The sequence below is a fragment of the Paenibacillus maysiensis genome (assembly GCF_000520815.1).
GTDB lineage: Bacteria > Bacillota > Bacilli > Paenibacillales > Paenibacillaceae > Paenibacillus > Paenibacillus maysiensis.
The window spans coordinates 18,337-32,312 of sequence record NZ_ASRY01000318.1 but is presented as its reverse complement, the minus strand read 5'-3'; the positions used below and the strand labels follow the sequence as shown (position 1 = coordinate 32,312).

At 49.5% G+C, this 13,976-nt stretch carries 14 protein-coding genes; 10 read left to right on the top strand and 4 right to left on the bottom strand.

Annotated features, from left to right (window positions below; translation table 11 throughout):
* Nucleotides 1–250 precede the first annotated feature (250 nt).
* The 7 genes from L696_RS0125465 to L696_RS0125435 all read left to right on the top strand — a co-directional run bounded on the left by L696_RS0125465 (nucleotide 251) and on the right by L696_RS0125435 (nucleotide 6,234).
* Nucleotides 251–1,297: a leucine-rich repeat domain-containing protein gene (locus L696_RS0125465; RefSeq protein ID WP_025686141.1), complete on the top strand. Its 1,047-nt coding sequence runs from the start codon at nucleotides 251–253 to the stop codon at nucleotides 1,295–1,297.
* 30 nt (nucleotides 1,298–1,327) lie between these two features.
* A complete protein-coding gene (locus L696_RS0125460) occupies nucleotides 1,328–1,822 on the top strand; it encodes a hypothetical protein (protein WP_025686140.1) in 495 nt (164 codons plus the stop codon).
* 121 nt (nucleotides 1,823–1,943) lie between these two features.
* Nucleotides 1,944–2,627, top strand: coding sequence for a hypothetical protein (locus L696_RS0125455; protein WP_025686139.1), 684 nt, complete (start codon nucleotides 1,944–1,946; stop codon nucleotides 2,625–2,627).
* A 374-nt stretch (nucleotides 2,628–3,001) separates the two neighbouring features.
* Entirely contained in the window at nucleotides 3,002–4,063 is a 1,062-nt protein-coding gene (locus tag L696_RS0125450) for a sulfate ABC transporter substrate-binding protein (protein WP_025686138.1), read from the top strand.
* 27 nt (nucleotides 4,064–4,090) lie between these two features.
* Nucleotides 4,091–4,924 carry a sulfate ABC transporter permease subunit CysT gene (cysT, locus tag L696_RS0125445; RefSeq protein WP_025686137.1) on the top strand — a complete coding sequence of 278 codons (834 nt, stop codon included), beginning with the start codon at nucleotides 4,091–4,093 and terminating at the stop codon, nucleotides 4,922–4,924.
* A 76-nt stretch (nucleotides 4,925–5,000) separates the two neighbouring features.
* Nucleotides 5,001–5,876, top strand: a complete 876-nt coding sequence (gene cysW / locus L696_RS0125440; RefSeq protein ID WP_025686136.1) for a sulfate ABC transporter permease subunit CysW — start codon at nucleotides 5,001–5,003, stop codon at nucleotides 5,874–5,876.
* A gap of 136 nt (nucleotides 5,877–6,012) precedes the next feature.
* Complete coding sequence (locus tag L696_RS0125435) at nucleotides 6,013–6,234, top strand: hypothetical protein (protein WP_245233439.1); 222 nt, start codon at nucleotides 6,013–6,015, stop codon at nucleotides 6,232–6,234.
* A 68-nt stretch (nucleotides 6,235–6,302) separates the two neighbouring features.
* Here L696_RS0125435 and phnE (L696_RS0125430) read toward each other — a convergent pair whose 3' ends face one another.
* The 4 genes from phnE (L696_RS0125430) to L696_RS0125415 form a co-directional block, all read right to left on the bottom strand.
* The gene (phnE, locus tag L696_RS0125430) at nucleotides 6,303–7,100 is read right to left on the bottom strand and encodes a phosphonate ABC transporter, permease protein PhnE (protein WP_025686134.1); all 798 of its coding nucleotides are present in this window, start codon (nucleotides 7,098–7,100) and stop codon (nucleotides 6,303–6,305) included.
* Complete coding sequence (phnE, locus tag L696_RS0125425; protein ID WP_025686133.1) at nucleotides 7,097–7,951, bottom strand: phosphonate ABC transporter, permease protein PhnE; 855 nt, start codon at nucleotides 7,949–7,951, stop codon at nucleotides 7,097–7,099. The genes phnE (L696_RS0125430) and phnE (L696_RS0125425) overlap by 4 nt, the downstream gene beginning before the upstream one ends.
* On the bottom strand, nucleotides 7,948–8,718 hold the full coding sequence (gene phnC, locus L696_RS0125420; protein WP_025686132.1) for a phosphonate ABC transporter ATP-binding protein: 771 nt from the start codon (nucleotides 8,716–8,718) through the stop codon (nucleotides 7,948–7,950). Before phnC ends, phnE (L696_RS0125425) begins: the two co-directional genes overlap by 4 nt.
* A 121-nt stretch (nucleotides 8,719–8,839) precedes the next feature.
* Nucleotides 8,840–9,808: a phosphate/phosphite/phosphonate ABC transporter substrate-binding protein gene (locus L696_RS0125415; protein WP_025686131.1), complete on the bottom strand. Its 969-nt coding sequence runs from the start codon at nucleotides 9,806–9,808 to the stop codon at nucleotides 8,840–8,842.
* Nucleotides 9,809–10,045: 237 nt separating this feature from the next.
* On the opposite strand from L696_RS0125415, the gene L696_RS0125410 reads away from it, so the two are divergent.
* From L696_RS0125410 to L696_RS0125400, 3 genes are all read left to right on the top strand, one after another.
* Nucleotides 10,046–12,010, top strand: a complete 1,965-nt coding sequence (locus L696_RS0125410; protein WP_025686130.1) for a bifunctional 2',3'-cyclic-nucleotide 2'-phosphodiesterase/3'-nucleotidase — start codon at nucleotides 10,046–10,048, stop codon at nucleotides 12,008–12,010.
* Between the two features lie 125 nt (nucleotides 12,011–12,135).
* On the top strand, nucleotides 12,136–12,378 hold the full coding sequence (locus L696_RS0125405) for a hypothetical protein (protein WP_025686129.1): 243 nt from the start codon (nucleotides 12,136–12,138) through the stop codon (nucleotides 12,376–12,378).
* Between the two features lie 94 nt (nucleotides 12,379–12,472).
* The gene (locus L696_RS0125400) at nucleotides 12,473–13,879 is read left to right on the top strand and encodes a hypothetical protein (RefSeq protein ID WP_025686128.1); all 1,407 of its coding nucleotides are present in this window, start codon (nucleotides 12,473–12,475) and stop codon (nucleotides 13,877–13,879) included.
* The last annotated feature ends 97 nt before the right edge of the window (nucleotides 13,880–13,976 follow it).

The following is a 13,976-nucleotide window of genomic DNA, read 5'->3' as shown; positions in this document are numbered from 1 at the left end:
GTTTAGGGGCTTCCGGCTTTTTTGTTGTACTCGTTCTCGAACAAGAATTGAAAAGATGTTGCTGTCAATATCCAGTGAGGGTAATGTGCTGAATGAACGTCTAAGCTACTATTACGGAAGGAATGATAGAGCGCTACGGCATGGATGGCTTTGATCAAGTTTGAAAAATATGACAGCTGGACTCATAATAGATATGAGCTCGGCTTTTTTTGTATGGTAAGGCCGGAGGGCATCACATAGGGGGAGAGACATGATCAAATTATACTGCGATGTCCGGGGAACAGCCTATGAACGGCTGATTGATTATGCTATGAAACGGGCGGCCACATTTATGCTGGGCGTACATGAAGGGGTGACAGAAGACATGGACATTGATTTTGACACGAATTTCATGTTCAAGGAACTGTTACAGCAATTGAATCCATTTTTGCTATCGACGCATTCCTATGAGGAAATGAGAGGAAAACATGCTATAGCCTACACACAAGGAACGTTCTATCGATACCAATGTACGCCGGCGGCGGGGGAGCTGTTAAAGCGAGCCGCGTCCAGCTTGTTTTCCTGGATGCATCCGAAAGTACCTGAGGATTTGTGTTTCCAGAATGCCGAAGGAGAGGATTGGATCATCAACGTTGCTCACGAGCGAATAGGCGGACTGAACATGGGTAGAGAAGAGGCTTCTGCATTGGAGGAGCTTATCCCCGGTGTGTTCATTCACAAGCCTGAGCATCGGGATATAGATGCTTTTCTGAACGATGCCATTCGCCATCAGCCAGATCGGTTGGAGTTGATGGGTTTTGATTTGACGGAGATACCCGAACGGATCAGGGAATTACGTTTATTGAAGCATCTCACTATTTTCGAGCAGGACATACGGACACTTTCGCCCGCTTTATTTGAGTTAGATTCGTTGGAGTCATTGACGATACGAGTAGCGGATCTCGACGAGCTACCACCCGACATTGCCAAGCTAACCCGACTCAAAGGCTTGAGTATCGGTTGTGGAAGCTATGACCGTCCAGCGCCGGATTATAGGGTGATTCCCAAGGAGAAATTGACATTCCGGCATTTGCCACCTGAGATTGGAGAGCTACAGCAGTTGGAGTATCTGAATATTCAATATAGCGGAATTCGTACACTACCCCCTGAAATACAAAACCTGAAAAATCTTCGCTCCTTAGATGTTGTGAACGGATTGATTGAATCTGCACCCGATTTTATATTCAAAATGACCTGGCTGGATCGTTTTCTTGTGGAGGATAAGCCATTCCATTTGTGTAATCATGGTGACGACTGAATGGTATGAAAATATGAAGGAGGAAATGAAATGGTAGATAAGTGGGTTTGGATGGGGGTTGCAGGGGCAATTGTGGGATATGCCGCTTTTGCCAACTTATCGACGACTACACATACTACATCCACGGCGAGTGTGACGCACCCGGCTGCTCCGTTAAGTGTGCAGAATGAGCAAGGGGGCGTAACGAAGCGCATTGTACATGATCAGACCACGCAATTTGGGGGAGAGGGAGGAATGCCTTTTAGGTTTGAAGAGGGACGAAAGTTGTACGTGAGTATCAAAAATATGGGGAAGCAGCCTATACAGTACAAGATTACATCCTCGGCTACCTCTGGCTTGCAAGGTCAAACGGAGGGACTTTCCAGCCAAAGATTGCAGCCGGGAGAACGGCATGATCTGTTGTTTGTGAAGCCGGAGGAGCAGAATGAGGCTGGAAGCCAATCTTCCAACGAGCTGTTTTTACATGTAGTGACTGACGATGGCTCCACAGGAACAGTCAAAACCTTCGCGTATATTACGCTGTAAGCCCCTTCCATATGGGCACGATATGCGGTCATTAGTCTACTTATGTTACAATAGAACGGTTGAAGACTTAATGAACAGAATAGGTCAGAGCAGAAAGCAGAAGCAGAAAGGATGACCCGTTGTGCCCAAAACCCAAGAATACGGTAATCAGAAAATGTCACGGAGGCTGTCCTTCACAGCCATTTTACTTACGCTTACATTCGTAGCTCTCGCTGGCTGCGGCCAGGATAAGAATGCTGAAACTGTCGAGACCGGAAGCAGTACAAGTGCGATTGAAAATGGAGCTGATACGAATCGTAGCGGTTCAGCCGAAAATGAAAAAGCAGCGAAAGAGAGTCAGAGTGCGGAAAACAACGGAACTGATATGAAAAAGTCAAGTCCATCGGCCCCGACCACTTCATCGGATGCTTCTTCTTCCCCAAAACCTGTCAATCCATCCCACAATCCTTTTGAGGTAGCCGGTATTCAGGACCCTAAAGCGTTTCTGAACACGTTCAAAGCGTTGCAGAAGGCTGTTGCCGACAATGACAAGGAGAAGGTGGCTAATTACATTTTCTACCCTTTGCTTGTCAATGACAGCGAAAAGGCGCTAACGATTCCGAACAAGAAAGAGTTCATTGCCCAATACGATCAGATTTTTACGGACGCAATTCGTGAGGCTTTGGTGAATCAAAAGACCGATGACTTGTTTGTGAATTATCAGGGAGTCATGGTTGGCTCGGGCGAGCTGTGGTTGAGAAGAGCTACAAATAATCCGAAGCTTTTTGGAGTTTTTTCGGTCAATCTCGAAACGGTCGCCAATTAAGCAGTTCCTCGTGTATGAAAATAGCTTGTAAGCAGTCGGGAACATCCTATTGTTCCTGACTTTTATCCCCTCTTATCCCCTCAAGCTAGCGAAGCACAGATCATCCATCCCAAAAAAAGGTTTGACAACGCTCGTAAACTCTCGTATTATATCTACATAACTCATTAAACAGGTAGGAATTAAAGAATTAAAGTATAATCTCGCCATTATGGCGGAGAACCTCTAGGAACAGCAGGCAGACACTGTCCACGCGACAGGTTTGACCTATCAGGGCTGCATCAGGGAATTCTCCGCTCTTTTTTTTGAATATGCCTGTCAATAACAGGCGCAAATGAATTTGTTTCTTTAAATTACATAGAATTAGGGGGATCTTGATGAAAGAGAAATTGAAAAGTGGACTTATTCTCGGACTATCTTTGGTTTTGACATTGACGTTAAGTGCTTGCGGAGCAAGCAAGGGAGCAACACAGGCGAATGGCAGCTCTGCTGCTGGCTCCAAGGATGTGGAACTGCTCAATGTTTCTTATGATCCGACCCGTGAGCTGTATGAGGCGTATAACAAGGCGTTTGCCGCCCACTGGGAGAAGGAGAAAGGACAGAAGGTCACGATTAAGCAATCTCATGGAGGATCTGGCAAACAAAGCCGTTCTGTTCAGGATGGGCTGGATGCGGACGTAGTTACCTTGGCTCTGGGCTACGATATTGATGCGCTACAGGAAAAAGGGCTGATTAAAGAGGGATGGCAAAATAAATATGAGCATAACAGCTCTCCATACACTTCAACCATTGTGCTGCTGGTGCGTAAAGGTAATCCGAAAGGGATTAAGGACTGGGATGATCTGATCCGCGGCGATGTGCAGGTTATTACGCCGAATCCCAAGACATCAGGTGGAGCCCGCTGGAACTACCTTGCGGCATGGGCCTATGCGCTCAAGAAAAATAATAACGATGAAGCTAAAGCCCAGCATTTTGTACAGGAGCTGTACAAACATGTGCCGGTACTGGACAGCGGTGCGCGTGGAGCGACAACGACCTTTGTGGAGCGCGGGATTGGTGACGTGCTGATCGCTTGGGAAAATGAAGCACTGCTTTCCGTGAAGGAGTTGGGTACGGATAAATTCGATATCGTATACCCGTCGATCAGCATTTTGGCCGAGCCTCCGGTAGCGGTGGTCGATAAGGTCGTAGATAAAAAAGGTACACGCGAGGTAGCGGATGCATACCTGAAATATTTGTACAGCGAAGAGGGGCAGACCATTGCTGCCGAGAACTATTACCGTCCAACGCTGGATAGCGTAAAGGCGAAGTTCAAGGATCAATTTCCCGAGCTGGAGCGGGTGACCTTGAAGGATGTATTCGGAACGTGGAAGGAGACGCAGCAAAAGCATTTTAGCGACAAGGGCATCTTTGATCAAATTTATGTACCTGGAAGTTAATGGAATGAAGAGAGGGATGGACAGAACATGAGTCAAGTGCAGGTCACCCGCAAACGCGTACTTCCCGGGTTCGGGTTAACGATGGGATATAGTGTGCTGTACCTCAGTCTGGTAGTGCTGGTGCCTTTATCGGCGCTGCTCCTGAATTCAACCGGATTGACGTGGGAGAAGTTTTGGGATGTGGCGACTGACGTCAGGGTACTGGCTTCTTACAAGGTAAGTTTTTTGTGCGCTGCCGCTGCGGCGCTGATTGATCTGTTCCTCGGCCTGCTGATCGCTTGGGTGCTGGTGCGTTATGAGTTTCCGGGAAAACGGATTTTTGACGCGGTGATTGATCTGCCCTTTGCTTTGCCCACGGCGGTTGCGGGTGTTGCTTTGACGGCTCTATATGCGCAAAATGGCTGGATAGGCTCGTTGTTCGAACCGCTTGGCTGGAAGATGGCATATTCACAGACGGGCATTACGCTCGCGCTGATGTTTATCGGCATCCCGTTCGTCGTGCGGACGGTCCAACCGGTGCTCGAGGAGCTGGACAAGGACGAGGAGGAGGTCGCTGCTACGCTGGGAGCGGGCAGATGGCGCACCTTCCGCAGCGTTATTGTGCCCGAGCTGATACCGCCGCTGCTGACGGGCTTTGCGCTCGCCTTTGCCCGTGGCATCGGGGAGTATGGCTCAGTCGTCTTCATTTCCGGCAATATGCCGATGAAGACCGAGATCGCTCCGCTGCTCATTATGTCCAAGCTGGAGCAAAATGACTATGCAGGAGCTACGGCGGTAGCGTTAATGCTGTTGGTGATCTCATTCCTGCTGCTGCTCGTGATTAACAGCATTCAGCGCTGGTCGCGGCGGCGTACCGTCTAACGTAATTACGCAGGACAGTATGCGTTTGGTTCACACGATAGCGGTACATCCGCTGTTTTAAGGAGGAAGAAACATCATGTCACAAGCGATAACCGGACAGGAGCTTCCCCATGCACCTGTGCCTTCAACTGCACCGCCCAACAGGGTCACAACCGAAGCCCCTTGGGTGAAGTGGTCGCTGATCGGTGCCGCTTTTCTGGCTTTGCTGTGGGTGCTGGTACTACCGTTGATCGTCGTACTTACCGAAGCGCTCAAGCAGGGCTGGAGCGTATACGTTGAAGCGTTACGCGACCCCGACGCCATGTCGGCGCTGCGGCTGACGCTGCTGGTGGCGGCGATAACAGTACCGTTGAACACGGTATTTGGCGTAGCCGCCGCCTGGCTGATTACAAAGTTTCAATTTCGCGGCAAGGGCTTGCTGGTCACCCTGATTGATTTGCCCTTTGCCATCTCTCCTGTTGTCGGCGGATTGATGTATGTGCTGGTATTCGGCGCACAAGGCTGGCTTGGATCGTGGCTGGATGAGCATGATATCAAAATTATTTTTGCCTTACCGGGGATTATATTGGCTACGCTGTTTATCACGTTTCCTTTTGTAGCGCGGGAGCTGATTCCGCTAATGGAGGATCAGGGACACCAGGAGGAAGAAGCGGCAGTCACCTTGGGCGCACGCGGCTGGCGTATTTTCTGGAAGGTGACGCTGCCGAACATCAAATGGGGCCTGCTGTATGGCATTATTTTGTGTAATGCGAGAGCCATGGGTGAATTTGGGGCGGTGTCGGTCGTTTCGGGACATATCCGTGGAGAGACGAACACATTGCCGCTCCATGTGGAAATTTTGTATAACGAATATCAGTTCTCGGCATCCTTTGCGGTGGCTTCGCTGCTGTTGTTGTTGGCTCTCGCCACCTTGGTGCTTAAAAGCTGGTTTGGGCGCAAACGGGTTCATTAATGAAACGCAGGAACGTGCTTGATTCCACAGGGTCTCTCTTCGCGTCTATCGTCGATGCTTGGCGATAAGATGGGAAGGGAGACCCTTGTTCTAAGATGACTTATATGGATTCAGTCCTACCGTCAGCTATATTTCCGTGAGCGAATTGCTGGAATTTTCTATGGAGTATGGCCGCCGCAAAGGGTTAAGCATACGTTTGCCTTCCGGGGAAGGAGCCTTACCTGGCCTCATCGCTGTTGAGGTAGCCGATGTATCGACGGTTGAAAGCCGCTTGAGAAGTCAAAATATCATCGTTTCGGCACGGAAGGATGTGATCCGCGTGGCTCCGCATTTTTTGAATATGAAAAGCCTCTTCTGAGTAATGGGAATGTAACGTTGTCCCTTTTACACAGGAGAGGCTTTTTTGGCATTTTTAATGCCTATTGATTATACAATCCGCTTGCGCAGCCAGCCGGAGATTAGATCCGTTAAAATGATCAGGACCACAATGCCCAGCAAAATGACACCTACACGGTTCCAGTTGCGCATTTGGAGCGCAAACAGCAGCGGAGTACCGATACCGCCTGCACCGACCAGACCGAGCGTGGTAGCGGAACGGATGTTAATTTCAAAACGGTAGAGCGAATACGAAAGAAACTGTGGAATCACCTGCGGCAGCACGGCGAAGAAAATCACCTGCAAACGGTTGGCACCACAGGCAATCAAGGCTTCCTGCGGTCCGTGATCGACGCTTTCGATCGTTTCCGAAAATAGCTTCGCCAGCATGCCAATCGAGTGAATACCGAGGGCAAGCACACCCGCAAACGAGCCGGGTCCAACGGCCTTGATGAACAGGATCGCGACGATCATTTCAGGAAATACCCGAATGACGCTGAGTACAAATTTACCGCTGCCTGACAAGGGGCGCAAACGGGTCATATTGCTGGATGCCCAGAAGGCAAACGGAAGACAGATGAATGCGGATACGAAGGTTCCGAGAACGGAGATAACCAGCGTATCCAGCAGCCCGCGCAGCAAGTCCTCTCCTTCAGGAATGTACACAAATGACCAGTCAGGATGAAGAAAGCCGTCCAGTATAGCGAGAGAGACGTTTTTGGCGGTTCCCTGCAATCCTTCGAACTGCATCCCACGGAAAGCCCAAATATAAATGATGATCAGCAGAATGGCTATCGCCCATAAACGCAGTCTGGAGCGAAGAGGTCTGCGAAGTGTGGAATCATTCATAATAGTTTCCTCCGTAGCATGTTACTGCCGTAATCAATCGCCAGAACGATGACGAGGGTCAGTAGAATGATGATGCTTGCCCGGTCATACCGGAACAGGCCAAGCGAACGGTCAAGCAGCAGGCCGATACCGCCCGCGCCGACCAGCCCCAGAACAGAAGCTGCGCGTACATTGACCTCAAAGGTGTACAGCAAGTAGGACACAAAATAGGGCAATGCCTGCGGTACGACACCGAAGGCAATCACCTGAATGCGGCTTGCGCCAACGGCGGTCATGGCTTCCAGCGGGCCGGGATCAATGGCTTCAATGGCCTCGAACGTCAGCTTCGCTATGATGCCGAAGGAGAAAAAGAGCAGGGCGAGCATCCCTGCGAACGGTCCGATGCCGAACACCGCCACAAAGATGGAGGCAAACAGCAGATCGGGAACGGTCCGCACGAGGTTCAGGATCGTGCGCATCGGCAGCGAGATCAGCTTGCGCGGCATGACATTGTAGGCGCAGAGCAGGGCGACAGGAATAGCCAGCAGTGCCCCCAGTGTCGTGCCCACAATGGCAATCTGGATGGTTTCCAGCATCGGCTTCCAGATGGTGGGCAGGTAGCTCCAGTCGGGCGGGAACATTTCGCCGAGTAATTTGCCCATCTCCGGCAAGCCGACGATCAACTGGTAAGGCGTAGCATCCGTATGAATGGAGCAGACCACCAGCACCACGATAAAGATCATCCAGGTGGCGTAACGCTTGTAACGCCCCGGCAGGGGTGGCCCAGCGGGCGGCTTGGATGGCTGTGACGGTCCGGCTTGCGGTGACGGCGGCGTCGAAGAGAGCGGCTGGACGATGGAGTCAGGCTTCATGATCCGACTCCCAGCAGCTCATCATGCTTGATGGCCCGGCCGTAGATTTCCGCGAAGGCGTCATCCGTAGCTTCCTCCGGCGTGCCGTCAAAGACGACCTCTCCGGCACGCAATCCAATGATCCGCGTCGCATATTCGCGCGCCAGATCAATGAAATGCAGATTAACGATGGTTGTAATCTTCATTTCACGGTTGATCCGCTGGAGGTCGTCCATGACCTGGCGGGTGGTCAGCGGATCAAGCGATGCGACAGGCTCGTCCGCGAGAATGATCTTGGCCTCCTGCGCCAGAGCGCGGGCAATGGATACGCGCTGCTGCTGCCCGCCGGACAGCTCATCGGCCCGGCTATAGGCTTTTTCACGAATGTTCACGCGTTCCAGCGCGGTTAGTGCCAGCTCGATATCCTCCTTCGGAAAAAGGCCCAGAATGGTCCGAAGCGTCGAATGATAGCCGACCCGGCCGGAAAGCACGTTGCGGAGTACGGTGGAACGCTTGACCAGATTGAAGCTCTGAAAAATCATGCCGATATCACGGCGAATGCGGCGCAGCTCGCTGCTTCCGGCAGATGTGACAGACCTGCCGCCTACAACAATGTCGCCGGAGGTAATATCATGCAGTCGATTAATGGAACGTAGCAGAGTGGACTTGCCCGCACCGGACAAGCCGACAATGACGACCATTTCGCCCTCTTTAATCGTCAGGTTAATATTGTTCAACCCTTTGGTGCCGTTCGGGTATGTTTTCGATACATTGCGGAATTCGATCATATGCTCCCAACTTTCTCCCCCGATGGGGTGGAATGAAAACAACACCGTCATGAATACATGGACGGTGCTGCCCTGTCATTCTTAAAGCCTGTTTCGTAGGCTACAGCTTCGTTTAATCCAATTACTTAACCGCCTGGCCGACGGCTTTGGCATATTCACGAACAGAATCGAAGTTTTTATCGTCGCCCTTTTCATAGCCTACATGCGTATAAATTTCTTTAATGATTTGACCGCCCTCCGGGTCTTTGGCGATATCTATAAAGGCTTGGCTGATTTTGTCTCTCCACGCCTGATCCATATCGGAACGAACGCTGACCGTGTCATTCGGAATTTTAGCGGTGTAATGAATGACGCGTGTTTTTTCGAATACATCCGGAATTTCTTTCTTCACCGTGTTGCGGGCGTCCTGGAAAACAGCTACAGCATCAACCTGACCGTTCAGCAGCGCCAGGATAGCGGCATCATGGCCTTTGATCGTTACGCCCTGCACATCCGTGTCCGGGTCCACGCCAGCTTTCTTCAGCTCTGCTGCGGGATACACATAGCCTGCGGAGGAGGTTACATTTTGCCAGCCGACTTTTTTGCCTTTCAGGTCAGCCAGGCTTTGAATCGGAGAATCCTTTTTCACCACGATCATCGATTTATAAAAGTTTACTTTTTCAGTTGTGTCCTTGCCTGTGGCATCATCAATGCCGTAGCGTTGGGCTTGCAGCAGCAAATCGGCTGCTTTACGGTTATCGTGTGCCAGAACATAGGCATTCGGTGGAAGGAAACCTACATCTACCTGTTTGGAAGACATGGCTTCCACAATCGTGTTGTAGTCAGGAGAAACGGTTACTTTCACTGGAATTCCGAGCTTGTCGCCCAGCAGCTTTTCAAGCGGCTTGGCTTTGGCTTCGAGCGTATCTGCATTTTGGGAAGGAACGAACTGTACTTTTAACTCTGTAGGAACATAGGCTGTGCTTTCGCTTTTCGTGCCATCTGTGCCTGGAGTGGACGCGTTGTTGTTATTGCTCGTATTGGAGCCGCATGCTGCGAGACCCGCAGCCAGTGTGAAAGTCATGCACAAGGTCAGTGCTTTTTTAAACAAAATAATTTCCCCCTAAAAATAGTAATAACGAAAAATTGAAAAAAGTCTGTAAATTCTGTGACAAACCAAATCTTAACAGCTAGTCCGGTCACTAGGGTAAAAACCATTCCTGACTTTGGTAAAAAGTATGTAAAATATATCTTATACTCTCTCATTTCTATTCATTTAACATTCTCTTAACAGTATCCTGTTAGACTTGTTCAAGCTCTATGACCGAAGCTGAGGGAGAGAACAGGATTGGATATTTCAGATATCAATAAAGAGGTACAACAGCAGCAGACGCTATGTCCTGTGAGGGTGAAATTCCGTATTATGGTTACGACCGATCTGCATGTCAGCTTGTGGAATTACGATTATTATACGGATCGGGAAACGTTGCAGTACGGTCTTGCGCAAACAGCCAGTCTAATCCAGGTGGCTCGGTCCGAGGTACCTAACCACCTGCTGCTGGATAACGGGGATGTTATTCAAGGCAATCCGATGGGGGATTATGCTGTGCAGCGTCTCCAACAGGACCCCGACGCCGTGCATCCTGCCTACAAAGCGATGAATCTGCTTGGGTACGAAGCGGGCAATATCGGGAATCACGAATTTAACTATGGATTGGAATATTTGCAGACTTGCCTTCAAGGAGCCAAGTTTCCTTATATCAATGCCAACATCTATATTCAGGCGGATACAGATATAGATACGGAGAAAGATATTTTTACAGATAGCCATACAGTCGTGGAAAAAGAACGAAATTACTTTACACCTTATCTGATACTGGACAAGACGGTGGAGGATGAAGGAGGCTTCAAGCATCTGTTGAAGGTGGGGATTATCGGCTTTGTGCCTCCGCAAATTATGCAATGGGACAAGGCTTGGCTGGAAGGGAAAATCATCGTCAAGGATATGCTGGAGACCGCAAGACGGTTTATTCCACAAATGAAGTCCGAGGGAGCCGACCTGATCATTGCCATGCCTCACGCGGGTTTTGAAGATATTCCTGAAACGCTGTATATGGAAAATGCGGTGCTGCATCTGAGCAGGGTGGAAGGAATTGACGCGATTCTGTTTGGTCATGCGCATAAAGTATTCCCCGGCCCTTCGTTCGTTGGTAAAACGGGTGTGGACGCGGAGCGAGGCACCATCCATGATATTCCGGCGGTGGAGCCGGGCTTTTGGGGAGATCATCTGGGCATCATTGATCTGGACCTGACTCTTATGGATGGAACGTGGCAAGTGGCGGCCTCTTCTGCGGAGGTACGTCCGGTGTATGATTCGGTACGCAAGCAAGCGCTGGTGCAGCCGGATGCTGCCATTCAGCAGGCGGTTGCGGAAGAGCATGCCGGGACGCTGGATTATATTCGCGCTCCTGTTGGTGGCACAACGGTGGCAGTAAACAGCTATTTTGCCCAGGTGATGGACGACGCTTCTGTTCAACTCGTGAATGATGCGCAAATGTGGTATGTGAAGCAGCAGATGCAGGGGAGTGAGTACGAAGGTCTGCCCGTTTTGTCGGCAGCGGCTCCCTTTAAAACAGGCGGCAGATACGGCCCCTCGTATTATACCGATATTCCGGCGGGGGCTTTGGCAATCAAGCATATCGCCGATCTGTACAATTTTCCAAACACACTGCATGTCGTTCAGCTGACCGGGGCAGAAATTCGGGAATGGCTCGAATGGTCTGCTGGACAATTCCAACAAATTGATCCGTATGCAGAACAAGAGCAGGAGCTGATTGATTCGGATTTTCCGAGCTTTAACTTTGATATTATCGACGGGATCAGGTACCAGATTGATGTGACGCAGCCTGCCAGATATGATGCTGCCGGAATATTGAAGGAGGCGAATGCGCATAGAATCCTGCATATGACCTTGGATGGAGAACCATTAGATATGCAGCGAAGCTATTTGGTTGTCACGAACAGCTATCGCGCGTTTTCCTCTACATTGGTCAATCCGGGCGGGGAACGCATCGTACTCGCTTCACCGGATGAGAATCGGCATGTGCTAACCGAATATGTACGGCATATGAAGACGTTGACGCCCCAAGCAGACGGTCACTGGTCCCTCGCGCCATGGCCGAGCCGCCCGCATGTGACGTTTCTGACCTCTCCGCAAGCAACGGATGCCGCCAAAGCTCATTCAGAGTTGCTTTATGAAGGATTAACCGCAGAGGGATACGCCAAATTCGCCCTGGATTTCGGACGCTCCTGAATTTTTTTGAAAAAAATTTAAATTTAAAGTGATCCAAACGGAAAGCTCCCCCGTTATACGGTATGTAAGCAACACGTGACAACATATCCAACGAGGGAGTGAATACAATATGAAATTGAAAAAAAATGAAAAAATGGATCGCTCCGGTCTTCAGCTTGTCTCTGGTGATTCCGGGAGTAGCAGGTGCTGCTGCCGCTGCCGCCGCACCGACTACAGTCAACATCAGCAAGCCAGCCGTTGCGACTCCAGCCATGGCATCAAATGTTGAGCAAAGACTGTCCTCCGGGGCGGTCTTTTTGCACACGGATCATTTGAAATCGTACGAAGTTCGTAATTTTATATGTCCTGAGTCGCGTTTAAGTTATTGACCTCCGTTATAATTAGACATATACTTTGATTAAACAAATTTTGGTTTAAAAGGTAATGAAAAAGTCGCCATCATTTGATGGAGGGGGTGTCCCTTTGGAAAAAAACACCACGATCCGCGCAGAAATAGAAAAGTATATTCAAAATGAAGGCATTTCGATGCAATGTTTCGCAGATGCCTCCAAGGTAAATCCGGGTACACTTAGCGGTATACTTAACCGGAATCCACCACGGCCTATCTCAGTCAATCAGCTTGATCTGATTACCGGGGCGATGGGTTTGGAAGAAGGATCTTTGTTCGAGATGTATGTGGATGAATGTTTTATTCATTCCTTACCACACTGGAGAAGGTTGCGTCCGTTTCTGCTCCGTTGCTCGGAGCTGAACAAGCTGGAATGTATTTGTAGTGTACTTGACTATCTGATGGATGATTTATCGAACATTCCGGCTATTTTTGATACCGCAGAAGCGATGTTTGAGGACGAGAGATATGAAGCGGCCATGCTTCTGTACAATTGTGTTATCGAGAGTGAGAAGTATACCCACTCCGAGCGGTTAGCGATCAGCTATTTCCGTATATTCCAGATTCAGATCAAGGATAACAAGCGGAGCTTGAAGGCTGCTGTGCAATTCCACTTGTACCGTAGTCGGTTGCCGGAAAATTATGCATTGGAAGGCTTACATATGCTATCTCAAGTGTTTGCGTTAAAAATGCAATGGTCCGAGATGGAAATGTATGCGGACGAGCTGCGAGAATTGGCTCATGCGCTATACCGCAATAGGAACCGCTTTGGAGATGAGCATCTGGAGTTGCTCAAACCGCTTGTCTACTATTATGCACAGGGGCATCTGCTCAAGGCCAGCTGCTATGAGTTTCAGGGCAGGTATGAGGAATCCAAGAAATGGATTGATGGGTATGCAGATTTGAGCTGGTTTGAAGGATTGGATGAGGAAGGTCAGAAAGTAGTGGACATGCATCGTGTGTACGCTCAAGGCAATCGGCTTTGTATCGAAATTAAAATGGGCAATACCTCTGCAATTTATAAATATATTACGTATTTGCGCGAGCATCCGGACGAGACGCTGGAAGGCTTGAATACGCTGCTTGAATCAGCGAACAGGTTCGGTTACTTTGTGGATGCCGAGCTGGGACTATTCAGCGAGCAACTCAAGAGCTTCTGGGAGCTTGCACCAGATCAATGGGACACTCACTACCGCAAGCATTTTAATGCATTCCGCTTAGCCTCCTTTTGCAAGGTGTATGCCGAATATCATTTTCGGAAGGGCGCTTATGCAGAGGGACTGGGGCAAACACTGCATTGCTTACAGTTGTCTGTAGACAACAGCTATACTGAGCATATTATCGGTTGCATGGCTTTGTTTGAGCAGCATCGGAACTTTTCTACCCCTGAACAGCAGCATTTGTATCAGAAGTTTTGCCTGGGCGTGCGTGAAAATGAAAAGAATCATGCCTATGATCACAGCATCGGCGGGTACTTGTAATCTTTGGAATTCAAACTTTATATATTCTATTCTTGCGAGGATGCTCCTGGTCAAAAGGGAACGTTCTCGTTTTTTAATTCTAATCTTTTCTGTGACC

What these genes read in the sequence shown, in the direction of transcription:
- L696_RS0125465 (WP_025686141.1), top strand. Translation starts at nt 251, where the DNA reads ATGATCAAATTATACTGCGATGTCCGGGGAACAGCCTATGAACGGCTG.
- L696_RS0125460 (WP_025686140.1), top strand. Translation starts at nt 1,328, where the DNA reads ATGGTAGATAAGTGGGTTTGGATGGGGGTTGCAGGGGCAATTGTGGGA.
- L696_RS0125450 (WP_025686138.1), top strand. Translation starts at nt 3,002, where the DNA reads ATGAAAGAGAAATTGAAAAGTGGACTTATTCTCGGACTATCTTTGGTT.
- cysT (WP_025686137.1), top strand. Translation starts at nt 4,091, where the DNA reads ATGAGTCAAGTGCAGGTCACCCGCAAACGCGTACTTCCCGGGTTCGGG.
- cysW (WP_025686136.1), top strand. Translation starts at nt 5,001, where the DNA reads ATGTCACAAGCGATAACCGGACAGGAGCTTCCCCATGCACCTGTGCCT.
- phnE (WP_025686134.1), bottom strand. Translation starts at nt 7,100, where the DNA reads ATGAATGATTCCACACTTCGCAGACCTCTTCGCTCCAGACTGCGTTTA.
- phnE (WP_025686133.1), bottom strand. Translation starts at nt 7,951, where the DNA reads ATGAAGCCTGACTCCATCGTCCAGCCGCTCTCTTCGACGCCGCCGTCA.
- phnC (WP_025686132.1), bottom strand. Translation starts at nt 8,718, where the DNA reads ATGATCGAATTCCGCAATGTATCGAAAACATACCCGAACGGCACCAAA.
- L696_RS0125405 (WP_025686129.1), top strand. Translation starts at nt 12,136, where the DNA reads ATGAAAAAATGGATCGCTCCGGTCTTCAGCTTGTCTCTGGTGATTCCG.